Annotated in this window: 20 protein-coding genes and 1 pseudogene; 7 read left to right on the forward strand and 14 right to left on the reverse strand. The window is 72.7% G+C overall.

Going from position 1 to position 23,340, the window contains the following annotated elements; all coding sequences use genetic code 11:
• Positions 1-50: 50 nt before the first annotated feature.
• The 4 genes from hpt to dacB form a co-directional block, all read right to left on the reverse strand.
• The gene (gene hpt, locus OHS33_RS16530; RefSeq protein ID WP_330331172.1) at positions 51-611 is read right to left on the reverse strand and encodes a hypoxanthine phosphoribosyltransferase; all 561 of its coding nucleotides are present in this window, start codon (positions 609-611) and stop codon (positions 51-53) included.
• Between the two features lie 78 nt (positions 612-689).
• Positions 690-1,775, reverse strand: coding sequence for a tRNA lysidine(34) synthetase TilS (tilS, locus tag OHS33_RS16535; RefSeq protein ID WP_330331173.1), 1,086 nt, complete (start codon positions 1,773-1,775; stop codon positions 690-692).
• A gap of 268 nt (positions 1,776-2,043) precedes the next feature.
• Positions 2,044-3,171 carry a zinc-dependent metalloprotease gene (locus OHS33_RS16540; RefSeq protein ID WP_330331174.1) on the reverse strand — a complete coding sequence of 376 codons (1,128 nt, stop codon included), beginning with the start codon at positions 3,169-3,171 and terminating at the stop codon, positions 2,044-2,046.
• A 60-nt stretch (positions 3,172-3,231) separates the two neighbouring features.
• Positions 3,232-4,656, reverse strand: coding sequence for a D-alanyl-D-alanine carboxypeptidase/D-alanyl-D-alanine endopeptidase (gene dacB / locus OHS33_RS16545; RefSeq protein ID WP_330331175.1), 1,425 nt, complete (start codon positions 4,654-4,656; stop codon positions 3,232-3,234).
• 178 nt (positions 4,657-4,834) lie between these two features.
• On the opposite strand from dacB, the gene OHS33_RS16550 reads away from it, so the two are divergent.
• Positions 4,835-5,329, forward strand: coding sequence for an inorganic diphosphatase (locus OHS33_RS16550; RefSeq protein ID WP_330335078.1), 495 nt, complete (start codon positions 4,835-4,837; stop codon positions 5,327-5,329).
• Between the two features lie 113 nt (positions 5,330-5,442).
• Positions 5,443-7,095: a threonine/serine ThrE exporter family protein gene (locus tag OHS33_RS16555; RefSeq protein ID WP_330331176.1), complete on the forward strand. Its 1,653-nt coding sequence runs from the start codon at positions 5,443-5,445 to the stop codon at positions 7,093-7,095.
• A 149-nt stretch (positions 7,096-7,244) separates the two neighbouring features.
• On the opposite strand, the pseudogene OHS33_RS16560 reads toward OHS33_RS16555, so the two are convergent.
• The 4 genes and pseudogenes from OHS33_RS16560 to OHS33_RS16575 all read right to left on the reverse strand — a co-directional run.
• Positions 7,245-7,898, reverse strand: a pseudogene (locus tag OHS33_RS16560) (DedA family protein); the annotation flags it as partial.
• A gap of 153 nt (positions 7,899-8,051) precedes the next feature.
• Entirely contained in the window at positions 8,052-8,810 is a 759-nt protein-coding gene (locus tag OHS33_RS16565) for a MerR family transcriptional regulator (RefSeq protein WP_330331177.1), read from the reverse strand.
• A 94-nt stretch (positions 8,811-8,904) separates the two neighbouring features.
• Positions 8,905-9,627: a flavodoxin family protein gene (locus OHS33_RS16570; RefSeq protein ID WP_330331178.1), complete on the reverse strand. Its 723-nt coding sequence runs from the start codon at positions 9,625-9,627 to the stop codon at positions 8,905-8,907.
• Positions 9,628-9,702: 75 nt separating this feature from the next.
• Entirely contained in the window at positions 9,703-10,710 is a 1,008-nt protein-coding gene (locus OHS33_RS16575; protein WP_330331179.1) for an ArsR/SmtB family transcription factor, read from the reverse strand.
• A gap of 108 nt (positions 10,711-10,818) precedes the next feature.
• Between OHS33_RS16575 and OHS33_RS16580 the strand changes: the two genes are divergently transcribed.
• Positions 10,819-12,015 carry an MFS transporter gene (locus OHS33_RS16580; protein WP_330331180.1) on the forward strand — a complete coding sequence of 399 codons (1,197 nt, stop codon included), beginning with the start codon at positions 10,819-10,821 and terminating at the stop codon, positions 12,013-12,015.
• Between the two features lie 278 nt (positions 12,016-12,293).
• Here OHS33_RS16580 and OHS33_RS16585 read toward each other — a convergent pair whose 3' ends face one another.
• From OHS33_RS16585 to OHS33_RS16595, 3 genes are all read right to left on the reverse strand, one after another.
• Positions 12,294-12,842 carry a DinB family protein gene (locus tag OHS33_RS16585; RefSeq protein ID WP_330331181.1) on the reverse strand — a complete coding sequence of 183 codons (549 nt, stop codon included), beginning with the start codon at positions 12,840-12,842 and terminating at the stop codon, positions 12,294-12,296.
• 126 nt (positions 12,843-12,968) lie between these two features.
• On the reverse strand, positions 12,969-14,426 hold the full coding sequence (locus OHS33_RS16590; RefSeq protein ID WP_330331182.1) for an aldehyde dehydrogenase family protein: 1,458 nt from the start codon (positions 14,424-14,426) through the stop codon (positions 12,969-12,971).
• A 71-nt stretch (positions 14,427-14,497) separates the two neighbouring features.
• Positions 14,498-15,334 (reverse strand): helix-turn-helix domain-containing protein, encoded by an 837-nt coding sequence (locus OHS33_RS16595; RefSeq protein ID WP_330335079.1) that lies wholly within the window; start codon positions 15,332-15,334, stop codon positions 14,498-14,500.
• Between the two features lie 357 nt (positions 15,335-15,691).
• Between OHS33_RS16595 and OHS33_RS16600 the strand changes: the two genes are divergently transcribed.
• Positions 15,692-16,240: an ATP-binding protein gene (locus OHS33_RS16600; protein ID WP_330331183.1), complete on the forward strand. Its 549-nt coding sequence runs from the start codon at positions 15,692-15,694 to the stop codon at positions 16,238-16,240.
• 156 nt (positions 16,241-16,396) lie between these two features.
• Here OHS33_RS16600 and OHS33_RS16605 read toward each other — a convergent pair whose 3' ends face one another.
• Positions 16,397-16,633, reverse strand: coding sequence for a DUF397 domain-containing protein (locus OHS33_RS16605; RefSeq protein ID WP_330331184.1), 237 nt, complete (start codon positions 16,631-16,633; stop codon positions 16,397-16,399).
• 101 nt (positions 16,634-16,734) lie between these two features.
• Complete coding sequence (locus OHS33_RS16610) at positions 16,735-18,807, reverse strand: FUSC family protein (protein ID WP_330331185.1); 2,073 nt, start codon at positions 18,805-18,807, stop codon at positions 16,735-16,737.
• A 123-nt stretch (positions 18,808-18,930) separates the two neighbouring features.
• Here OHS33_RS16610 and tatA point away from each other — a divergent pair, with 123 nt between their 5' ends.
• Positions 18,931-19,137, forward strand: a complete 207-nt coding sequence (gene tatA, locus OHS33_RS16615) for a Sec-independent protein translocase subunit TatA (protein ID WP_330331186.1) — start codon at positions 18,931-18,933, stop codon at positions 19,135-19,137.
• 6 nt (positions 19,138-19,143) lie between these two features.
• Here tatA and OHS33_RS16620 read toward each other — a convergent pair whose 3' ends face one another.
• Positions 19,144-20,322 (reverse strand): DUF2786 domain-containing protein, encoded by a 1,179-nt coding sequence (locus OHS33_RS16620; RefSeq protein WP_330331187.1) that lies wholly within the window; start codon positions 20,320-20,322, stop codon positions 19,144-19,146.
• Between the two features lie 61 nt (positions 20,323-20,383).
• Here OHS33_RS16620 and OHS33_RS16625 point away from each other — a divergent pair, with 61 nt between their 5' ends.
• Both OHS33_RS16625 and OHS33_RS16630 read left to right on the forward strand, forming a co-directional pair.
• Positions 20,384-21,184 (forward strand): NAD(P)H-binding protein, encoded by an 801-nt coding sequence (locus tag OHS33_RS16625; RefSeq protein ID WP_330331188.1) that lies wholly within the window; start codon positions 20,384-20,386, stop codon positions 21,182-21,184.
• Between the two features lie 322 nt (positions 21,185-21,506).
• Positions 21,507-23,294 carry a bifunctional 3'-5' exonuclease/DNA polymerase gene (locus OHS33_RS16630; protein WP_330331189.1) on the forward strand — a complete coding sequence of 596 codons (1,788 nt, stop codon included), beginning with the start codon at positions 21,507-21,509 and terminating at the stop codon, positions 23,292-23,294.
• Positions 23,295-23,340 lie beyond the last annotated feature (46 nt).

Consider the following 23,340-nt stretch of genomic DNA (forward strand, 5'->3'; position numbering starts at 1 on the left):
CGGGAATCGCTCCCGGGTTCCCCGCGGGGACCCCGGGAGCGACGGTGGGGTCAGCCGCCGTACACGTGCGGGGCGAGCGTGCCCACGAACGGGAGGTTGCGGTACTTCTCCGCGTAGTCGAGGCCGTAGCCCACGACGAACTCGTTGGGGATGTCGAAGCCGACCCAGCGGACGTCGATGGCGACCTTGGCGGCGTCGGGCTTGCGCAGCAGCGTGACGACCTCCAGGGAGGCCGGCTGGCGCGAGCCCAGGTTCGACAGCAGCCAGGACAGCGTCAGACCGGAGTCGATGATGTCCTCGACGATCAGGACGTGCTTGTCCTTGATGTCGGTGTCCAGGTCCTTGAGGATCCGGACCACGCCGGAGGACTGGGTCCCGGCGCCGTACGAGGACACCGCCATCCAGTCCATGGTGAGCGGGGTGGACAAGGCACGCGCCAGGTCCGCCATCACCATCACCGCGCCCTTGAGGACGCCGACGATGAGCAGGTCCTTGCCCGCGTACTCCGCATCGATCTTCGCGGCCAGCTCGGCCAGCTTCGCGTCGATCTCTTCCTTGGTGATGAGCACCGACTGGAGGTCGTCGCCCATGTCCTTCTCGTCCACCCGCATCACTTTCGTCGTCCGCCGTGGCTCCGGGGGTTCCCCGGAGGACTCAGCCGCCCCGGGGCGACGGCGCAGTCCGCACCGTCAGCCCTGCCGGATGACCAGTCTGCCACCCTGGCGCTGGGCCTCGACCCGGCCGGGCAGGTTGATGGCGCCCTGACCGCGCCAACCCGTGATCAGCCGGTCCACTTCCTCGATGTGGCGGGCGAACAGCGAACCGGCGGGGGAACCGGCCGACAGGACGGCCCTGCGCAGCACGCGGCGGCGGACCGCCGGGGGCAGGGCGAAGAGCTTGGCGCACTCCAGCTGGCCGAGTTCGTCCCGTACGGCGGACTCCGCGTCGGCGGCCCAGGCGTCGAGGGCGTCGGCGTCGTCCCGGGAGAGCTGGGCGGTCCGGGCGAGGGCCTCGACCACTCCCTTGCCGAGCGCCTTCTCCAGGGCGGGCAGCCCTTCGTGGCGCAGCCGGGAGCGGGTGTAGGCGGGGTCGATGTTGTGCGGGTCGTCCCAGACGGGCAGGGACTGGACCATGCAGGCCTTGCGGGCGGTCTGCCGGTCGATGTGCAGGAAGGGGCGGCGGTAGCGGCCGGTGCGGCCGGGGCCGCCGGAGATCTCGGCCATCCCGGACAGGGAGCGGATGCCGGAACCGCGGGCCAGCCCGAGCAGGACGGTTTCCGCCTGGTCGTCGCGGGTGTGGCCGAGCAGCACGGTGGCGGCGCCGAGCCGGTCGGCGGCCTCGTCGAGGGCGGCGTAGCGGGCGTCACGGGCGGCGGCCTCGGGTCCGCCGTCGCGGCCGACGCGCACGGCGATGGCTTCCGCCGGATCCAGGTGGAGCGCGGTCATCCGGCTGACGACTTCTGCGGCGCGCAGGTCGGAGCCGTCCTGGAGTCCGTGGTCGACGGTGATGCCGCCGGCCCGGATGCCGAGTTTGGGGGCCTCGAAGGCGAGGGCGGAGGCGAGCGCCATGGAGTCGGCGCCACCGGAGCAGGCGACGAGCACGAGCGGCTGCTGGCCGCCGGCACGGTCGGTGCGGGCCCTGCTGTCGGCGCGGTCGGCGCGGCGGGCAGCGGGGGCGGTACGGCGTTCGGTGGGGTCGGTCAGGTCGGTGAGGACGTCGTGGAGTACGCGGCGGACCGCCAGGCGTATCGCCGCGACCGCAGGATGGGGACCCATGTCCGGTGCCCTTCGGTGGAGTTCGGATGCCTCGGAGGCGTTGGGGGTGGTGCGCGCTCGGGGTGCCGCTCGCTGCGCCCGCCGGTCCCCGCGAAGTTTCCCGCGAGAGGACGGACTGCCACACGGACTGTCACTCAGAGTGCGTCGATGGTGACAGAGCCGAGCCGTTCCCCGAGCATCGCACGCCCTTCCACGGCCCACGGTCCCTCGGACGGGTGACGCTGCTTCCCCCGAGGGGACACGTTTACGCCCCCTTGTTCACGCCGTTTCACTCCCCCCGCCGGTGGACGCGGGCCACCCAGTCCGCGGGCTTGGCGATCTCCGCCTTGGTCGGCAGTGTGTTCGGTGAGGTCCAGACCCGGTTGAAACCATCCATTCCGACCTGGCCTACAACGGCGCGGACGAAGCGTTCGCCGTCGCGGTACTGGCGCAGCTTGGCGTCCAGGCCCAGCAGCTTGCGCAGGGCCGCGTCGAGGCGCCCGGCGCCGCTGGCCCGGCGGGTCTGGAACTTCTCCCGGATCTCCGCGACCGAGGGCACCACCTCGGGGCCGACCCCGTCCATGACGAAGTCCGCGTGCCCCTCCAGCAGGGACATGACGGCGGTGAGCCGGCCCAGCACCTCCCGCTGCTCGGGGGTCTGGACGAGTTCCACCAGGGAGCGGCCCTCTTCCCCGCGCTCGCCCTCGGGGCGGGCCCCGACCAGGGACTGGGCGGCCTCGCGCAGCCGCTCCAGCACGGTCATCGGGTCCATCTCGGTGGCCCCGAGAAACGTCTGGATTTCGCCCTCCAGGTGCTCGCGCAGCCACGGGACGGCGGTGAACTGGGTACGGTGCGTCTCCTCGTGCAGGCACACCCACAGCCGGAAGTCGTGCGGGTCCACCTCCAGCTCGCGCTCGACGTGCACGATGTTGGGCGCCACCAGCAGCAGCCGCCCGCCGCCGGTGGCGGAGCCCGGCAGGTCCCGGGAGACGGGCGCGAAGGTCTCGTACTGGCCGAGCACCCGCGAGGACAGGAAGCTCAGCAGCATCCCCAGCTCGACCCCGGTCACCTTGCCGCCGACCGCGCCGAGGACGGCCCCGCCGGGCGTGCTGCCGCGCCGCTCCTGCATCTTGCCGAGCAGGGGTCCCAGCAGCTCCCGGAACCCCGCCACATTGGCCTTGACCCATCCGGCCCTGTCGACGACGAGGACCGGCGTGTCCTCCACGGCGAGGCCCTCGGGCATCATCCTGGTGAACTCGCGCACGTGCCGTTCCGAGGTCCTGGCGTGCTCGCGCAGTTCCGCCACCACGGCCCGCGCCTCGTCCCGGGTGATCTCCGGGCCGGGCCGTACGAGCCGGGTCGCGGTCGTCACCGCGAGATTCCAGTCGACCATCTCCACACCACCGATGCTCGTCATGCGTCAACGGTACGTGGACGGGCCGTTCTACGGATCCCCCCTGAGGGGCTCAGGGCTGGCTCAGGGCGTGGTGGCGACGGTGGCGGCGAGCTTGTCCAGGGCCTTCTCGGCGGCGTCCGGGGCGGGGGTGTTCGCCGTCAGGAACGCGAAGACGAGCAGCCGCCCGGAGGGGTCGACGACCGCGCCGGCGAGCGAGTTCACCCCGGTGAGCGTGCCGGTCTTGGCCCGCAGCAGTCCGGCGGCCGGTGAGGCCCCGGCGTTGCGGGCCCGCAGGGTGCCGCTGAACCCGGCCACGGGCAGCCCGGTGAGGACGGGCCGCAGCTCGGGCCGGGCCGGGTCGGCGGCCCGGGCGAGCAGCGCGGTGAGCAGTCCGGCGCTGACCCGGTCGGCGCGGTTCAGCCCGCTGCCGTCGGCGAAGCGGGCACCGGCCAGGTCGACGCCGAGGGTGGCGAGCCGCTCGGTGACGGCCTGTTCGCCGCCTTCGAAGCTCGCGGGCTTCGAGGCGGCCAGCGCGGTCTGGCGGGCCAGGGCCTCGGCGATGTCGTTGTCGCTGTTGGTCAGCATCCGCTCGACGAGGCCGCCGAGCGGGGTGGAGAGGGTCACGGCCAGCGGCTGGGCGCCCGCCGGGGCCTTGGCGGGGGCGGGCTCGCCGGTGACCTTGATCCCGCGTTCGCGCAGCAGGTCGGCGAAGGCGCGGGCGGCGTCCTTGGCCGGGTCGTCGGTGCGGTCCACCGGGCCGGCGAAGGACTCGTCGGAGCGGCCCTCGTCGGCCATCAGGGCGCTGACGGGCGCGATGTTGTCGTTGGGGCCGATCGGGTGGCGGGCGGGGCCGCTGAAGAGCGTGGCGTCGTACCCGAGGGTGACGGTGTCGGTGTTCGCGGAGCGCAGCGCCTGGGCGGTGTCGGCGGCGAGGGCGACGAGGCTGCCGCCGGGGCCCGCGGGGTTCTTCTTGCGGGCGCTGAGCGAGGGGTCGCCGCCGCCGACGAGGACGATCCGGCCGCCCTGGTCGGGGACGACGGTGGTGCGGATGCGGTGTTCGGGCCCGAGGGCGGCGAGCGCGGCGGAGGCGGTGGCGATCTTGATGACGGAGGCGGGGGTCATCGCCTCGTGCGAGCCGGTCTCGAAGAGCACCTTGCCGGTGGCGGCCTCGACGACCGAGGCGCCGCGGGCGGTGCCGAGCGCGGGATCGGCCAGCAGGGGCCGCAGCGCGTCCGCGAGGGCGGCGTGGTTCCCGGCGGGGGCGGCCGGGGCGGCTCCGGGGGCGCGCAGCGGCGAGAGCACGCCGGGGGCGCTCGGCGCGGCAAGCGGAACGGGACGGTCCCCGTGATCTCCGCCACCCGTACGGCTCCAGGAGGCGGCGGTGACCCGCTCGGCCTTACGCTGGCCGGAGTCCCAAGGTCCGGCCGCGGCCACCGCGCCGGCCGACAGGGCCAGGCCCGCCACGGCCGAACCTGTGATGAGCTGCCATGTCTTGATCAATGGCACCTCGACCAGCCCCTTTCGCGATCACACATATGCGTGAGGGACACTTAACCACTGCGTCTTGCCGCGAGCGTGGCACCCCACCCGCAGGGGTGGGCCGGAAGCGCGGGCAGTTTGTCCACAGACGCGGTTTGTTCACAGCAGTCTCGAAGCAGTGCAGCTGATCATGGAGGAGCAGGACGTGGAGTTCGACGTCACCATCGAGATCCCCAAGGGTTCGCGGAACAAGTACGAAGTGGACCACGAGACCGGCCGGATCCGCCTGGACCGTCGCCTCTTCACGTCCACGAGCTACCCGGCCGACTACGGCTTCGTCGAGAACACCCTCGGCGAGGACGGCGACCCGCTGGACGCCCTCGTCATCCTGGACGAGCCGACCTTCCCGGGCTGCCTGATCAAGTGCCGCGCGATCGGCATGTTCAACATGACGGACGAGGCGGGCGGCGACGCCAAGCTGCTCTGCGTCCCGGCCTCGGACCCGCGCGTGGAGCACCTGCGCGACATCCACCACGTCTCCGAGTTCGACCGCCTGGAGATCCAGCACTTCTTCGAGGTCTACAAGGACCTGGAGCCCGGCAAGTCCGTCGAGGGCGCGAACTGGGTCGGCCGCACCGAGGCCGAGGCCGAGATCGAGGCCTCGTACAAGCGCCTGCAGGCGCAGGGCGACCACCACTGAGTGGATCCCCGCTGATGTCCGCCCGTCGGCGTATCCCGGGCCGCCGCGGACGAAACGATTCCGCATAATTGGATCACCGGTTGGGGATCCGGCCCAGGGACACAGGAGCGCGCGTGGCGGCAGAGGCCGATTCAGAGGACCGCGACCGGCGCAAGCCCGCCTCGGACGAGGCGCGCAGCGCCTTCAGCCAGCCCCCCGGGGTCGACTCCGGCGTGTTCGAGGACGAGCAGCCGACCTCCGAGTTCGCCGCCCCCGCGGGCACCGCCGCGCCGCCCGCCGAACCCGAGGGCTCCGCCTTCGCCCTGCCCGCCACCTACAGCGGCCGGCACTCCCCGCCCGCCTACACCCCCGGCCAGGGGTACCCGGTCTCCCGGATGAAGGAATCCCCCTGGCAGGACCGGATGCGCACCATGCTGCGCATGCCCGTGGGCGAGCGCCCCGTCCCCGAGGCCGTGCAGCGCCTGAGCGAGGACTCCGGGCCCGCCGTCGGCCGCGTGCTCGACCTCACCCTGCGCATCGGCGAGCTGCTGCTCGCGGGCGGCGAGGGGGCCGAGGACGTCGAGGCCGCGATGTTCGCCGTGGCCCGCGCCTACGGGCTCGACCGCTGCGAGCCCACCGTCACCTTCACCATGCTCTCGATCACGCACCAGCCCTCGCTGGTCGACGATCCCGTCTCGGCGAGCCGGACCGTACGCCGCCGCGGCACCGACTACACCCGGCTGGCGGCCGTCTTCCGGCTCGTCGACGACATCAACGAGCACGAGGGGGAAATCTCCCTGGAGGAGGCCTACCGCCGCCTCGCCGAGATCCGCCGCAACCGCCACCCGTACCCCGGCTGGGTGCTCACCCTGTCCGCCGGACTGCTCGCCGGGGCCGCCTCCACCCTCGTCGGCGGTGGCGTGGTCGTGTTCTTCGCGGCCGCGATCGGGGCCGTCCTCGGCGACCGGCTCGCCTGGCTGTGCGCCGGGCGCGGGCTGCCGGAGTTCTACCAGTTCGTGGTGGCCGGGATGCCGCCCGCCGCCCTCGGGGTGGCCCTCAAGCTCGCCGAGATCGACGTGCGCGCCTCGGCTGTGATCACCGGCGGGCTCTTCGCGCTGCTGCCCGGGCGGGCCCTGGTGGCGGCCGTGCAGGACGGCCTGACCGGCTACTACATCACCGCCTCGGCCCGGCTGCTGGAGGTCATGTACCTCTTCATCGGGATCATCATGGGCGTGCTGGTGGTGATCTACATCGGCCTCCAGTGGGGCGCCACGCCCAATCCGGAGGAGGCCCTCCAGATCAGCCAGCGGCCGGTCATCCAGATCGTGGCCTCGATGGTGCTGGTCTTCACCTTCGCGATCCTGCTCCAGCAGGAACGCTCCACCGTGCTGATCGTGACCCTGAACGGCGGGGTCGCCTGGGTGACGTACGGCGCCCTGCACTTCGCGGGCGGGATCCCGCCCGTGCCCTCCACGGCCATCGCGGCCGGGCTGGTGGGCCTGTTCGGGCAGCTCTTCTCGCGCTACCGCTTCGCCTCCGCACTGCCCTATGTGACGGCGGCCATCGGGCCGCTGCTGCCGGGTTCGGCGACGTACTACGGGCTGCTCCTGATCGCCGAGAACCGGCTCAGCATGGGCTTCGCCTCGCTGACCAACGCCGCCGCGATCGCCTTCGCCATCGCCATCGGGGTCAACCTGGGCTCGGAGACCTCCCGGCTGTTCATGCGGATCCCCGGCGCCGCGAGCGCCGCCAAGCGCCGCGCGGCCAAGCGGACCCGCGGCTTCTGACCGGGGCGCGCGGGGGTCCGTACGTACACACGGGCGTCCGTACGTACGACAGCGCCCCGGGGCACGAGGTGCTCCCGGGGCGCGCGTCCGTACGGCCGTCAGCGCTTGGCGTGCCGCCCGCGCTGGCCCTGGACCGGCGGGAGCCCGTCCGGGGCGGTGCCCGGCGCGGGGGCCTCGTCGGCCTGCGCCGCCTTCTCCTTGCGGGCCTTGAGCACCTCGAAGATCACCGGGATGACGGAGATCAGCACGATGCCGATGAAGATCGGCTCGACGTTGTCCTTGATGAAGGTGAACTGGCCGAGCTGGTAGCCCAGGACCGTGACGCCCGCGCCCCACAGCACGCCGCCGATGATGTTGAACATCAGGAAGGTCCGGTACTTCATCGCGGTCGCGCCGGCGACCATCGGCGCGAAGGTGCGGATGATCGGCACGAAGCGGGCGAGCACGATGGCCTTGGGGCCGTGCTTCTCCATGAAGTCGTGCGCCGCGTCGAGGTTCTCCCGCTTGAAGATCCGCGACTTCGGCTTGTTGAAGAGCTTCGGGCCGAAGACTTTGCCGATCATGTAACCGACCTGGTCACCGATGATCGCGGCGGCCGCGATCAGGGCGCAGACCAGCCACAGCGGCTGCTTGATGGTGCCGGCCGCGACGAACAGGCCCGCCGTGAAGAGCAGCGAGTCACCGGGCAGGAACGCGAAGAGACCCGATTCGGCGAAGACGATGATCAGGATTCCGATCAGGCCGAACTGCCCGATCAGATACTCCGGGGAAATCCACTCAGGGCCGAGTGCGAGCATGTTCACGAGTCCGGAGTCTCCTGGATCGGGGGCTTTCGGGCAGGACCTGCGCCGGGCGGGAGCACATGGCAGTGGTTTCAAGTATGAACGCACGCGGCCCCCACCGGGTTCCAGGTCCCGGTGGGGGCCGCCGCGTGAACTCCGCCCCTCGTCGTGTCCCTACGCCTTGCGGACCGCGTTCGCCATGATCGCGTCCCGCACGAACACCGCCAGCCCCGGCCGGACCGCGTCGTAGTACGCCGTGAACCGCTCGTCCGCCACATACATCTCACCGAGGCAGACGTGCATCTCGTACGAGCACGCGTAATGGTTCCGGCCGATCCAGCCGCGGTGCTCCTCGGCCAGGTCCATGGCCCGCCCGGACTCCGCGGACACGCCCGCGTCCAGCAGCTCGGCCAGGCGCCGCGAGATGTCCTCGGCCTCGGCCGTGATCCGCTTCCAGTCCTCCTTGGTGTAGCCGGCGGACCGGCGGGCGGACTCCTCGTAGGCCTCCGTCCCGCCCCAGCGCTCCTCCACCTCGGCCGCGTGCTCGTCCGGGTCGAAGTCCCCGAAGACCTCGAACTTCTCCTCGGGGGTCAGCTTGATGCTCATCGTGCGTGCCTCCATCGCGCGCTCCACGGCGGCGGCCATCCGCTGGAGGGTGCCGATCCGCTCCGACAGCAGGGCGTGCTGCCTGCGCAGGTGCTCCTGCGGGTCGGCGTCCGGATCGTCCAGCAGGGCCGCCACCTCGTCGAGCGGAAAGCCCAGCTCCCGGTAGAACAGGATCCGCTGCAGCCGGTCGAGGTCACCGTCGTCGTACCGGCGGTGCCCCGCGCCGCTGCGGCCGCTCGGCGAGAGCAGCCCGATCTCGTCGTAGTGGTGCAGCGTGCGCACGGTGACGCGGGCGAAACCGGCGACCTGTCCCACGGAGTGGCTCATCGCCTCCGCTCCTTCTCTTCTCGGGTACGCGCTTCACTGTGCCGCCTCACGTGGCGTGAGGTGCAAGCGCGACCCGTTCCGCGGAGGCGGCCGCTCAGCGGTGCTCGGGGTTGGGGAAGTCGAAGCGGCAGCCCGCGTCCCACTGCGAGCGCTGGTTGCCGTGCGCCGGGATCCCGCCGGAGCGCCTGAGCAGGGCGGCCAGGTGCATGAGGTTCCAGGACATGAAGGCGGTGTTGCGGTTGGTGAAGTCGTTCTCGGGGCCGCCGGAGCCCGGGTCCAGGTAGGAGGGGCCGGGACCGGCCTCGCCGATCCAGCCCGCGTCCGCCTGCGGCGGGACCGTGTAGCCCAGGTGCTGGAGGCTGTAGAGGACGTTCATCGCGCAGTGCTTGACCCCGTCCTCGTTCCCGGTGATCAGGCAGCCGCCGACCCGGCCGTAGTAGGCGTACTGGCCCTCCTCGTTCAGGACGGAGGAGCAGGCGTAGAGCCGCTCGATGACCCGCTTCATCACGGAACTGTTGTCGCCCAGCCAGATCGGGCCCGCCAGGACGAGGATGTCCGCCGCCATGATCTGCGAGTACAGGACGGGCCAGTCGTCGCTCTCCCAGCCGTGCTCGGTCATGTCCGGCCAGACCCCGGTGGCGATGTCGCGGTCGACGGCGCGGATCAGCTCGGTGGTGACGCCGTTCGACTCCATCACCGCCCGGCTCTTGTCGATCAGACCGTCGGTGTTGCTGATCTCGGGCGAGCGTTTGAGCGTGCAGTTGACATAGACGGCACGCAGGTTCAGGTCGCGGTAATCGTGAGCGTTCGTCGGCACGGTCCCAGCCTGATCGGCCGCCCCTGCCCGCGCGAGCGCGGTGGCCCGTACGGGCTCACGGCGCCCGGTACGGACTCACGGCGCCCCCACCGGGGTGAGCAGCGCGTCCGCGACCGTCGTACGGGCGTACAGCACCGACCGGCCGGCCCGGTGCGCGGTGACCAGCCCGGCGCCCCGCAGGGCGGTCAGGTGCTGCGAGACCGCGGGCGCGGACAGCCCGCACCGGGCGGCCAGCCGGGTCGTGGAGGCCGGAGTGTCGAGTTCGGTGAGCAGCAGCGCGCGGGAGCGGCCCAGCACGGCGGCGACCGCCTCCCCGGCGGTCCCCGGGTGCCGGGGCTCCCACAGCGTGCCGGTCCCGCGCGCCGGGTACGCCAGCTGCGGCGGGTCCGGCGCGACCGAGCGGGTCAGCACCCGCGGCCAGGCGAAGGCCGAGGGCACCAGCAGCAGCCCCGGACCCGCCTGCTCCCGGGTCACCGCGCAGTGCCTGCGGACCAGGCGCAGGGTGCCCTCGTCCCAGCGCACCGACTCGTGCAGCTCGTTCAGGACGTACGCGGAGCCGTGCTCGGCCACCAGCCGCGCCCGGTGGAAGACGTCGGCCTCCAGCAGCTGCCGGATCCGGGCCCAGTAGGGCGCGATCGCCAGCTCCCAGTACGTCTCGATCTCGGCCGCGACCTTCTCCAGCGCGGCCTCCGGTGCCTCCTCCAGCAGCCGCAGCCGGGCGGGGGCCGCGCCCGCGGGGCCGGGGCGCTCGGCGCGCAGCCGGGCGAGGTCCGCCCGTACCCGCTCGGGCGCGGTGGCCCGTACGGCCGCCAGCTCGGCGGCCGGCTCCGGGAAGGGACCGGCCGGAGCCGGATTGAGGAAGTCCGCGAGGTAGCCGCGGGCCGGGACCAGCGCGGCCAGCCAGCCGCGGTCCAGGCCCGCGCGCGCCAGCCGGGGACGCACCTGCTCCGCCCAGCGGCGGTGCGGCCCGGAGTCGGCCGGACCGGCCAGCAGCCGGAAGCTGGTGACGACCTCCCACATCGGCGAGACCGCGAACCGGGTCCGCGCCAGGTCCGCCGTCGAAAAGCTCAGTTCCGAGTCCACAGCCACGCCCCCCACAGCCCCACACCCCGCGTTTTGGATTCGACCCGCTGGATTCGGCCTGAGCTTAATCAATACGGCCAGCGGGGGTCGGGGGCGCACGCTCCTCGCATGCTCTCCACTTTCCGCGGACTCCCGCCCACCGTCTGGACCGTCTTCGCCGGAACGATCGTCAACCGGCTCGGTCACCTGGTGACACCGTTCCTCGTGTTCCTGCTGGCCGACCGCGGGGTGACCGGGGCCGGGACCTCGTACGTCCTCGGTGCGCTCGGCGCGGGCAACCTGCTCGGTCCGGTCCTCGGCGGCTTCCTCGCCGACCGGATCGGCCGCCGCCCCACCATGCTGACCGGACTCCTCGCCGCCGCGGCCGCGCAGGGCGCGCTGTTCCTCGCACCGGGCGCCCTGACCATGGCCGCGGCGGCCCTGCTGCTGAGCGCCGCCTCGGCGACCGTCAGCCCCGCCGCGTACGCGCTGATGGCCGATGCCGTGGATGCGGAGCGCAGGCAGCGGGCGTACGCGCTGTTCGGCTGGGGGGTCAACATCGGCACCGCCGTCGCCGGGGTGCTGGGCGGGTTCCTCGCCGCCCACGGGTACTGGCTGCTCTTCGCGGTCGACGCCGGGACCCTGCTGATCTACGCCACGGTGGTGGCGACCCGGCTGCGCGAGCCGCGGCGCGCGCCGAAGGCCGCGGACACGGCCGCGGGGGCCGGGCTCGGCTACGGGGTCGTGCTGCGGGACCGGCTGCTGCTCGCCCTGCTCCCGCTCTTCGGGGTCCAGCTCTTCGTGTACTCGCTGACCGAGGTGGCGCTGCCGCTGGCCATGCGCGACAGCGGGCTCTCCCCCGCCGCGTACGGGGCGACGGCGGCCGTCAACGCGGTCCTGGTGGTCGCCCTGCAGCCGTTCGCCTCCGGTCTGCTCGCCCGGCTGCCGCAGCTGCCCGTGCAGGCCGCGGGCAGCGCGCTGATCGCCGTGGGCGTGGCGCTGACCGGGCTCGCGGACGGCATCGTCGGCTACACGGCGTCCGTGGCCGTCTGGTCGCTGGGCGAGGTGGTCGTCGCCGGGATCGCCGCCTCGGTCGTCGCCAACCTCGCCCCGGCGCACGCCCGCGGCCGCTACCAGGGCGCCTTCGGCTGGACCTGGGGGCTGGCCCGCTTCGCCGCCCTCACCCTGGGCGTCACCCTCTACACCGGCCTCGGCCCGGCCGCGCTGTGGCTGCTCGCCCTGACCGCGGGGCTGCTCGCGGCGGCGACGACCCTGGTCCTGCACCGCCGGGTCACGGCCCGCGTGTCGCACACCTTGGCCGCGTAGCCGCCTGCGGCTGGCCGTCCTGGGCTCCGCCCAGACCCGCGCCTCAAACTCCCCCAGCTACCGCTGGGAGGTGCCCCCGGGCGAGGCTGGATCTTTCAGCCCGTCCGGCGTTTGAGGACCGGGTCTGGGCGGAGCCCAGGACGCTCAGCCGCAGGCAGCTGGCGGCAGGCGGTCGCGTTCAGCCCGCCCGGCTGGATCTGCCGTTTTCAGCCCCGCCGGCGTTTGAGGCGCGGGTCTGGGCGGAGCCCAGGGCGCTCAGCCGCAGGCGACCGGCTCGGCTAGCTCCAGGACTGGCCCGTCGCCTGGGCCACCAGCTCGAAGGCGGTCTTGCCGTCGAGGGACTCGCGGACGATGTCCGCGTGCCCCGCGTGCCGGGCGTGCTCCTCGATCAGGTGCAGGAGCAGCCACCGCATCGAGACCCGGCCCTCCTTGGGGAACCACGGCTCGTCCGGCAGCGGGAAGGTGTCGTCCAGGCTCGGCAGACCGTGGACGAACTTCTCCAGCTCGGCCACCACCCCGTCCCAGAACTCCAGGACCGCGCCGACCGACTCCCCGTCGACCAGCCGGAAGCTGTCCGGCCAGGTCTCCCGCGTGCGCTGCTTCTCGTTCCGCTGCTGCTGGGCCATCCGCAGCCAGCCCAGTTCCGTCTCGGCCACGTGCTTGAGCAGCCCGGACAGGGAGAGTTCGCTGGCGCTGGGGCGGCTCGCGGCCTGCTCCTCGGTGAGTCCGAGGACCGAGCGCCGCAGCCCGCCGCGCTGGGTCTCGATGAAGGACAGGAGCGCGCCGCGCTCGTCGCCGGGGGCTTCCGCGGGAACGTGGGTGACCATGCTGACCGACCGCCTCTTGTGTGCTCTGGATCCGGCTCCGTGCGCCGTCTCCGACAAGAAACAATCTAGGGACCAATGCGGTCAGTTGCTGTCCTAGATCCCGCGTGTACAGGGCTCAGAACGGAATCAGAACGGAAAACGCGTCCGGCCGTGCTGGACCGAGATCCACTTCTGGGTGGTGAAGGCCTCCACGGTCGCCTGGCCGTTCAGCCGACCGAGGCCCGAGGCCTTCTCGCCGCCGAACGCGGCCAGCGGTTCGTCCCCGATGGTGGAGTCGTTCACATGGATCATGCCCGTCTCGATCCGCTGGGCGAAGCGCACGCCGCGCTCGACGTCCCGGGTGTGGACCGCGCCGCTGAGTCCGTACGGGGTCGCGTTGGCCAGCCGTACGCCCTCCTCCTCGCCGTCGAAGACGACCAGCAGGGCCACCGGACCGAAGATCTCCTGGCCGAGCAGCGGGGAGTCCTCGGGCAGTTCCGCCAGGACCGTCGGTTCGACCAGGTTGCCGCGCGTAGACCCGCGTACGAGCGCCTGCGCGCCGGAGGCGACCGCCCGGTCCACCAGCGCGGTGAGCGCGTCGGCCTGGAAGGAGTTGATCAGCGGGCCGATGTGGGTGCCGGGGTCGTGCGGGTCACCGGTCTTCAGGGAGCGGACCTTCGCGGTGAACTTCGCGGTGAACTCCTCGGCGACGGAGCGGTCGACGAGGATCCGGTTCGCGGCCATGCAGACCTGGCCCTGGTAGACGAAGCGGCTGAAGACGGCCGCGTCCACCGCGTAGTCGAGGTCGGCGTCGTCGAGGACGACCAGCGCGCTGTTGCCGCTCAGCTCCAGGACGGTCCGCTTGAAGTGGCGGGCGGCGACGGCGCCGACGTGCCGGCCGACCCGGTCGGAGCCCGCGAAGGAGATCACCTTGGGCACCGGGTGGGTGAGGAGCGCGTCGCCTATCTCGGCTATGTCGGTGACCAGGACGTTCAGCAGTCCGGCCGGGAGGCCCGCGTCCTCGAAGATCTTCGCGATGACCCCGCCGCCGACGACCGGGGCGTTCTGGTTCGGCTTGATCACCACGGCGTTGCCGAGCGCCAGGGCGGGCGCGACGGACTTCATGGTGACCAGGAAGGGGAAGTTGAAGGGGCTGATGACGGCGATCACGCCGACGGGCAGCCGCTGGACCCTGTTCTCCTTGCCCTCCACCGGCGAGGGCAGGATGCGGCCCTCGGGGCGGACGGAGAGCTGGATGGCCTCGCGGATGAACTCCTTGGCCAGGTGGATCTCGTACTCGGCCTTGGGCCGGGTGCCGCCCAGCTCGTCGATCATCGCCTCGACGATCTCCGGCTCGCGCTCCTCGGTGATCCGCAGGGCGCGTTCCAGGACGGTGCGTCTGGAGTACGGGCTGGTCGCGGCCCATTCGGCCTGCGCGCGCTCGGCGGCCCGGTAGGCACGGTCGACCTGCTCGACGGTGGCCACGGTGATGGCCGCGAGCTTCTCGCCGTTGTAGGGGTTGACGTCGATGATGTCCCACGAGCCCGTACCGGCCAGCCATTCGCCGTCGATGTACTGGTGGGCCAGGTCGCTGAATATGGACATGCCATCCCTTACTGCGAGCGCGCACCCTTGCGCTGCACCGGAGACTGATCAGTCGTCATAGTACGTGCGATTCAAGACAGTTGGAGCAGGCCCCGGAGAAGATCCCGGGTCTGGCGCGGGTCCGGGCAGTCGCCCTGGAGCCGTTCCATGGCCCGGCTGTACTGCCCCACTTCCTCGTCCTTGTCCAGGTAGAGGGCGCTGGTGAGCTGTTCCAGATAGACGATGTCCTGGAGGTCGGACTCGGGGAAGCGCAGCAGGGTGAAGGCGCCGCTCTCGCCCGCGTGCCCGCCGAAGGAGAAGGGCATGACCTGGAGTTGGACGTTGGGGCGCTGGGAGATCTCGATGAGGTGCTCCAACTGGCCCCGCATGACGTCCCGGTCGCCGTACGGGCGGCGCAGCGCGGCCTCGTCCAGGACGGCATGGAAGACGGGGGCGTTCTCGGAGACCAGCACCTTCTGGCGCTCCAGGCGCAGCGCGACCCGCCGGTCGATCTCGGCGGCGGTGGCGGTGGGCATGCCGCGGCTGACGACGGCGTGGGCGTACGCCTCGGTCTGGAGCAGGCCGTGGACGAACTGGACCTCATAGATGCGGATGAGCGACGCGGCGCCCTCCAGCCCGATGTAGGTCTGGAACCACCCGGGCAGGACATCGCCGTAACTGTGCCACCAGCCCGCCGCGTTGGCCTCGCGGACGAGCCCGAGGAGCGACTCGCGCTCGGTGCCGTCCATGACTCCGTAGAGCGTGAGGAGGTCCTCGACGTCTCTGGCCTTGAAGCTCACCCTTCCCAACTCCAAGCGGCTGATCTTCGACTCGGACGCGCGGATCGAGTAGCCGGCCGCCTCACGGGTGATCCCACGGGATTCACGGAGCCGCCTGAGCTGCGAGCCCAGGAGAATACGGCGCACCACAGAACCGCTGGCTTCTGCGGTCACTAGTCCTGCCCTCCCCTTCGCCTTGGCGCGGGGCCCCCGTACCCCAGGGGCCGCAGTCTGCCACCAAAACGCATCTGGCCGTACTCGTTCTGTAACGGAATCCTGCGTCCCGCCAAAGAAGTCCGTAAGTATGCGCAGGAAGAAATGAGCAAGAACCATGACGGGACCGGACAGGTCCGGCGCGTGCACGTGCATCTGCCCTTGCATCTGACATCCGCATTCGGAAGCATGGTCCCCGCGCACCTGCGTGCTCTTCGCGCCGGCGCGAGACCCACCCCGCAGTTCTTTCTGGTCAGGGCCACCGCCCGGCCGCGAATCCCGGGAGTGCCTCGCATGGGGACGAATGGATCGACCGTGCTAGAGCCGTTACGGCAGGGGCTGCCCCCGGTCGACCCCACGGCTGTCTCCGGGTCCGCCTCCTGCGCTCTGCCCGCCCGCTACGAGGCGGTGCGGGGCGCCCGTTCGTTCACCCGCTCCACGCTCGCGCAATGGGGACTGGACGACCGTTTCGACGACGTGTCCCTGGTCGTCTCCGAACTCGTCACCAACGCGCTGAGACACGCCCTGCCCGAGGAATCCCACGGGACGCACGGGGCGCCGCAAGGGTCTCGCGACTCCCGGGAGTCCCGCGGGGAGCAGGACCCGCCGGTGCGGCTGCACTTGATGCGGTGGAGCACGCGGCTGGTGTGCGCGGTGCGCGACCCGAGCGAGGACCGGCCGGGGGGCTGTTTCTCACCGGAGCGGACCGAGGAGAACTTCGACCTCGAATCCGGGCGCGGGCTGTTCCTCGTGGACTCCTACAGCGACAGCTGGGGCTGGCACCCGCTCGCGGGACGACTCACCGGCAAGGTGGTCTGGGCCCTGTTCATGCTCCAGGACTGACCCGCCGTAGGCCCGCCACCGGCGCGCCTACGGCCCGTCGGAATATGACCGGTACACACGACACTGGCCGGGAACGATCACTGCGATCGTTCCCGGCCAGTGCACGTGCATGGCTTGATCAGCTGCCCTGTGCCTGTTGCCCGCGGCCCCGTGCCGTCAGGCGATGAGGTGGTCGAATTCCCCGTCCTTGACGCCCAGGAGCAGCGCCTCTATCTCGGCCGGCGTGTAGACCAGCGCCGGTCCGTCCGGGTGACGCGAGTTCCGTACCGCCACATTGCCTCCCGGCAGCTTGGCGAACTCCACGCACGATCCCTGCGAGTTGCTGTGCCTGCTCTTCTGCCACATCACCCCGTCGAGTGCCGCGGCCGCCATCCCGTTGTACGCGTGGTCCACAGGAAGCCCCCGATAGTGCAGATGTCAACTGCACCGGATCATAGCTGTGTTCAGAAACGGCTGCATGGGCAGATGCACGTGCACGGGGCGTGGTCCCTTGATCACAGCCGGGCGGCCGGTTTCTCCGCGAGGGCCGCCGAGACCTCCTCCAGCGACTCCAGCAGCAGCTCGGCCGTACTGCGCAGCGCCCCGGGGGCCGGGTGGTCCGGGCCCTCGGGCCCGTCCAGGACGGCCCGGACCGCCTCCCACCCGGGGACCCTCCGCTCCCGTACCGCCCGCGCGCCCTCCTCGGTCGCCGTCCGCAGCGCCCCGGCGAGCGCCGCCGCACCCGGCACCGGGGCCCGGTCGCGGTCCGGGAAGTGCGCCTCCAGGAGCATCGCGCCGCGTCCCAGCGCGGCCAGCGCCTCCGCCACGTCGTCGGCGGCCGACCGGGAGATGCCCCGGTGTCGCACCGGCTCCCCGGCGGCCCGCTCCGCCGCCTCCTGCCAGGCAACCCGGGCGTCCCGGGCGGCCAGCACCGCCTCGCGCACATCGGCCCGGCGGGCGCCCGCCGGATCGGCGTACTGCCCGAGCACCGCCGCCGCGTACCGCCCGGCGGCCGCGAGCCAGTCGGCGAGCCGGGTGCGCAGCCGCGGGGTCTCCCAGGCCGGGTAGAGCGCGTAGCCGGTCATCGCCAGCAGCCCGCCGACGAGGGTGAGGGCGACCCGGTCGGGGACGGTCTGGTCCCAGCGCACCCCGCCCATGCCGAGCAGGAAGACGACGTACGCCGAGACGAAGACCTGGGAGACGGCGTACCCCGTGCGCATCAGGACGTACATGAGGAAGGCGCTGACCACGGCGAGCAGACCGGAGAGGTACATGCCGGGGTGGGCGAGCTGGACGATGCCGGTGGCGACCGCGACCCCGACGAGGGTGCCGCCGAAGCGGGCGACGGCGCGCGCGTAGGTCTGGCTGAAGTCGGGCCGCATCACCATGACGGCGGCCATCGGGGCCCAGTAGGCGTGTCCGAAGGGCAGCGCGTGCCCGAGCAGATAGCCCGCCGAGGCGACCGCGGTGACCCGCAGCGCGTGCCGCAGGACCGGCGACCCGGGGCGCAGTTCCTCCCGTACCGCCTTGGCGACCAGCGGGACCAGCCCGGGCAGGGTGGGGCGCAGCATCGATTCCGCGGGATCCGCGGTCCGCCCGGTCCCCGGCTCCGCGGTCTCCAGTACGTCGTCCAGCAGGGCCGCGAGCCGGCGCGCGGCCCGCAGCGCCGCCCCGTCGAGCAGGTCGGGCGTGTCCGGTGACTTGAGGACGGCCAGGGCGGGCGCGGGCAGCCGTACGGGCTCCCCCTGCCGGATGGCGTGCGCCGCCGCGTCGAGTACGGACCCGGCGGCGCCGAGCAGTTCGCGCACCCGGGCCCGGGCGGGCCCCTCGGCCGGCGCCCCCACCGCGGGGTCGGCGAGCGAGGCCAGCACGGGCCGGAGCCGCTCGGCGAGCCCCCGCGCCCCGTGCAGCTCGGCGGGGCGGCTGCGGGCCTGGCGGCGGGTGACGGTGGCGGCGGCCCGGGCCGCCATCAGCGGCGCGGGGTCGAAGGGCGCGGCCGGATCGTGGCGCAGCCGCCGGGCGTAGTCGGCCTCGGCGGCGAGCGCGTCGGCCAGGGCGTCGCGCTGGGCGCCCCAGCGGCGGACCGGGAACAGCACGATCAGCAGTGCCTGCACCACCCCGCCCGCGGCGATCATCGCGGCGTGCCCGGCGGCCTGGGCCACGGAGGTCGGCAGGGTGACCGTCACCAGCATGATCGCCACGTTCCCGGAGGCGATCACCCCGGCGGTCGGCCCGGCCGCCCAGAGCATCCCGGAGGCGAAGGTCCACAGGGCGAGCAGCGCGAGGAAGGCCAGGGTGTCGGAGGAGCCGACGAGATAGCCGATGAAGGTGCTGACGGCGAGGGTCAGCCCGGAGGCGAGCGCGAGCACCGGGCGGGGGCGCCAGCTGCGCTGGAAGGAAGCGACGGCCGCCATGAAGGCGCCGAAGGCGGAACTGGCCGCCGAACCGGGCCCCAGGAAGGTCAGGCCGAAGGCGATGACCAGAGCGAGCCCGGCGCCCGCGCGCAGGGCGATCAGCGGTTCCAGCCGGGTCCGCTCGACCGTCAGCCCCGATCGGGCGGTGTCCTTCAGGGCCCGGAGCCAGCTCATGGGGCGAGCGTAGCTGCTTTCAGGGTTTCTTCAGATTTGTACGGACACGTCAGTTGGGGCTTCCATAAGGCGGCCCGACGCCGTTCAATGCCGGTGAACACCATAGGAAAGGTGGGTACGCGCATGCTCAGGAACGCCATGGAACCCTGGCACCTGGTCGTCCTTCTGGTCGTCTGCCTCCTCGTCTTCGGTTCGAAGAAGCTCCCCGACATGGCCCGCTCCCTGGGCAAGTCCGCCCGCATCCTCAAGAGCGAGGCCAAGGCCATGCGGGCGGAGGACCAGAGCACCCCGAGCACCCCGAGCACCCCGGGCGAGGTCGCCCCGCACTGACACCCCCTACCCCCGCAGCGCCTGCCGACGGTCCGCCCGCCCCGCCGTTCCCACGTGGGCGCGGTCGGCCGCCTCGGTGCCGTCGGTCCACCCCGCGAGGTCGGTGGCCCCGCGCAGCCGGGTCGTGGTCGTCTTCGGGAACATCTCCTCGGCCCGGGAGCTGACGGCCACGTCGCGGGCCACCAGGGCCGGCAGGTTGTCCGGCACCTCGGCGGCCGTGTGCTCGGCGGTCTCGGCCAGCCGCTGGCCGAGCCTGCTCGCGTAGGCCAGCAGGAACGACTGCCGGAAGGTCTTGGTCCGCTTGCGCCCGCCCGCCCGCTGCCCGGCCTCGGCGCGCGTCATCGCCGCCGTGCCCTGCACGAGCAGCGAGGTGTAGAGCAGCTCCACCGACTCCAGGTCACCCTCGAACCCGACCACCGTCGAGAACTCGAAGGCCGCGTTCCACACCGCCTGGCACCGGTTGGCCCGCGCGACCGCGTCCAGCAGCACCGCTTTGGCCTCCTCGTACGGCGGCTCCACCCCGATCCGGCAGGCCCCGGGCAGCTGCCCGGACCCCCCGCCCCGCACGGCCAGCAGCGCCTCGTCGACGGTGTGCCGGGCCATCAGCTCCTGCGCCTTCGCGCTGAGCGCCTCCGCCTCCTCGGGGAAGGTCGTGGCCTCGGCCTTCGCCAGCAGCGCCCGGATCCGCCCGAGCATCCGCGGCTCTATGTGCCCGGCCGCCTCCAGCTCCCCCGCCGGATCCCCCGGCAGCGGCCCGACCGGTTCGACGGACGGCAGCCGCACCAGCACCCGCAGCACCTCCAGCACGCCGGTGGCCAGCGAGAACCGGTCGCACTTCTCCCGCGCGGCCACCCGCTCCGCGTACGCCGCATCCTCGCCCCACCACGCCTGCCCGGCCCCCCACCGGGCGGGCAGCCGCTCGTAGCGCCGCGCCTCCCCGGCGATCAGGTCCCCGACGAGCCGCACGTGCCGCTCGTCCAGATCCCGACGCACCAGCCGCACCACATCGGCGGGCTGCCAGCCGCGCTCCCAGGCCTGGCGCACGAACCCCTCCCCGCGCGCCAGCAGCTCCTGCCCCACCTCGCCCCACGCGGCGGCGGCGAGCAGCGACGCACCCGTATCGAGCCCGGTGTCGTCCTGGGCATAAAGCGCCGCGTCAAAGGCACGGTCAACAACATGTTTCACACCAACAGCTTGGCACGCCCCCACCAAGTGCCCGGGACGGCGCCCCTTCGTTAAAACGACCATGCTCTTACTCACCGGCGCCTCGGGCGCCCTGGGCTCCCTCATCGCCCGCAAACTGTCCCACCACCCCCACACCCGCACAGGCACCCGCACCCCGACCCCCAACCAACGCAAGATCGACCTGGACGCCCCCCACACCCTCGACCTCTCCTCCGTAAAAACCCTCCTCCTCATCTCGGCGGGCTACGGGGAGGACGACACGGTCATCGCCCGCCACGAGGCGGCGATCGGCGCGGCCGAACGCGCGGGCGTCCGCCACATCGTCTACACGAGCCTGACGGCGGAAGGCGACCACCTCCCCTACGCCCTCGCCCACCGCTGGACCGAACGCCGCCTGCGCGACTCCCCGCTCGCCTGGACCGTCCTGCGCAACGGCCTGTACGCCGAACTCCTGGCCGCCCTCGCCGCCCCCGGCCCCGACGGCCGCATCACCGCCCCCCTGGGCACCGGCACCGTAGCCGCAGTGGCCCGGGAAGACCTGGCCGACATCGCGGTACGGGTGGCCCTCGACCCCACCCCCCACACGGGCCGTACGTACGAACTGGTCGGCGACCGCGCGATCGGCGGCGCCGACCTGGCCGCCGCGACGGGCACGACGTACACCCCGACCACCCTGGCCGCCGCCCGCACCGCCCTCTCGGGCCCCGGCTCGGTCCCCTTCCAGATCCCGATGCTGATCGGCACCTACTCCGCGATCGCCGCGGACTTCCTCTCCACCCCGGACCAGGGCCCCCTCCACACCCTCCTCCAGAACCCCCCGCGCGACGCCCTGAAGACATACGCAGCCGCTCTCTCCCTCTAACCCCCGGCAGAGGAGCCCACACACCACCCCCACCCCCACCCACCCACCCCCCAGCAGGTGTGTCCGGGGGCGCGGGAGGGCCGGGGCGGGCGGCTGTGCGTGGGATGCCGGGGGTGTCCCCGCAGGCCGAGCAAAACCAGCACAGCGCAACATCTCCGACCCCGCGAAGGTTTTGCGAGCCGAGGAGACACCCCCGGCGTCCCGCGTGCAGCCGCCCGCCCCACCCCGACCCTCCCGCGCCCCCGAACACCCCGCACCCCGACACCCCCGACACGCCCCGCCCCCGGAACCCGCTGTCAGACCCCGGTGGAACACTCGGACGATGAGCGACCACCCCACCCGGTGGGTGCTGGCCGAAACCCCGGACGCCCACTGGCAGGCCACCCCGGCCGACGGCCAAGGCCCCCGCATCACCACGCCCACCCCCGGAGAAGCGGTAAGGGCCGCCCCGCAAGGCACCCGCTGGATCTGGCGCAACACCCAGGCCGTCTACCCCCGCCTGCTCGCCGAGGCCACCGGCACCGGCACCGGCACCGGCACCGGCACCCACACAACCATCGAGCGCTGCTACGACATCGAGGACGCCGAACTCCTCCTCCTCGGCCACGAGGGCCGCCTCGGCGAACCCCGTTCCGCGGCCGCCGCCTGGGCCCGCCTGACGAACTCCCCCGTCCCGCCCGACCCCCCGCAGCGCGCCGCCGAACCCGGCACGCAGTCCTCGCTCTTCGACCCCCGTCCGGCCCCGCTCCCCCTCGACGCCCTGCTCGCCGTCTACGCCGACCAGATGCGCCGGCACAACGCCACCGCCCACCCCGACCGCATGCACCTGCTCACCACCGCCGAGTCCGCCGGTTTCCTCGTCGCCGCCGAGATGAACCGGGCGGGCCTGCCCTGGCGGGCCGATGTGCACCGGGCGCTGCTGACCGACCTGCTCGGCGAGCGGTACGGCGGCGGCGGGGCCCCGCGCCGCCTCGCCGAGCTGGCCGAGCAGATCTCCGCCGCCTTCGGCCACCCGGTCCGCCCCGACCTCCCGGCGGAGGTCATCAAGGCCTTCGCCCGCGCCGGGATCAGGCTGAAGTCGACCCGCCGCTGGGAGATCCAGGAGATCGACCACCCGGCCATCGCCCCGCTGCTGGAGTACAAGAAGCTGTACCGGATCTACACCGCGCACGGCTGGTCCTGGCTCCAGGACTGGGTGCACGACGGCCGGTTCCACCCCGAGTACATCCCCGGCGGCACCGTCACCGGCCGCTGGGTCACCAACGGCGGCGGCGCCCTGCAGATCCCCAAGGTGATCCGGCGGGCGGTCGTCGCCGACCCCGGCTGGCGGCTCGTCGTGGCGGACGCCGACCAGATGGAGCCCCGCGTGCTGGCCGCGATCTCCCGTGACCCGGGCCTGATGGAGGTGGCCGGGCGCCCCGAGGACCTCTATACCTCGATCTCCCGCCAGGGTTTCCAGGGTGACCGCGAGATGGCCAAGATCGCCGTCCTCGGCGCGGTGTACGGGCAGACCTCCGGCGACGGCCTGAAGAACCTCGCCGCCCTGCGCCGCCGTTTCCCGCGCGCCGTGGCGTACGTCGACGACGCCGCCCGCGCGGGCGAGGAGGGCCGCCTGGTCCGCACCTGGCTGGGCCGCACCTGCCCGCCCGCGGCGGGGGCCGGCGCCCAGGAGGAGGCGGGCCTGCCCCAGGAGGCCCCGGACGCGGGGGGCCCGTACGGCGGAGGCTCGTACGCCGGGCGCTCGTCCGGGGGCCCGTACGCCGGGGACGACACCGCACCGGGCGCCGACGGCTACACGCCCGGCTACGCCTCGTCCAACTCCCGCGCCCGCGGCCGGTTCACCCGCAACTTCGTGGTCCAGGGCAGCGCCGCCGACTGGGCCCTGCTGATGCTGGCGGCGCTGCGCCAGGCGATCGCCCCGCTCCGCGCCGAGCTGGTGTTCTTCCAGCACGACGAGGTGATCGTGCACTGCCCGGCCGAGGAGGCGGAAACCGTGGCGGAGGCGATCCGCGCGGCGGGCGACCGGGCCGGCCGGATCGCCTTCGGGGAGACCCCGGTCCGCTTCCCCTTCACCACAGCCGTGGTGGAGTGTTATGCCGATGCAAAGTAGCGACGCAAAAGAGCCATGCGAGGTTCAGAGATGTTTCAGAAATACG

The sequence above is a fragment of the Streptomyces sp. NBC_00536 genome, assembly GCF_036346295.1.
Lineage (GTDB): Bacteria > Actinomycetota > Actinomycetes > Streptomycetales > Streptomycetaceae > Streptomyces.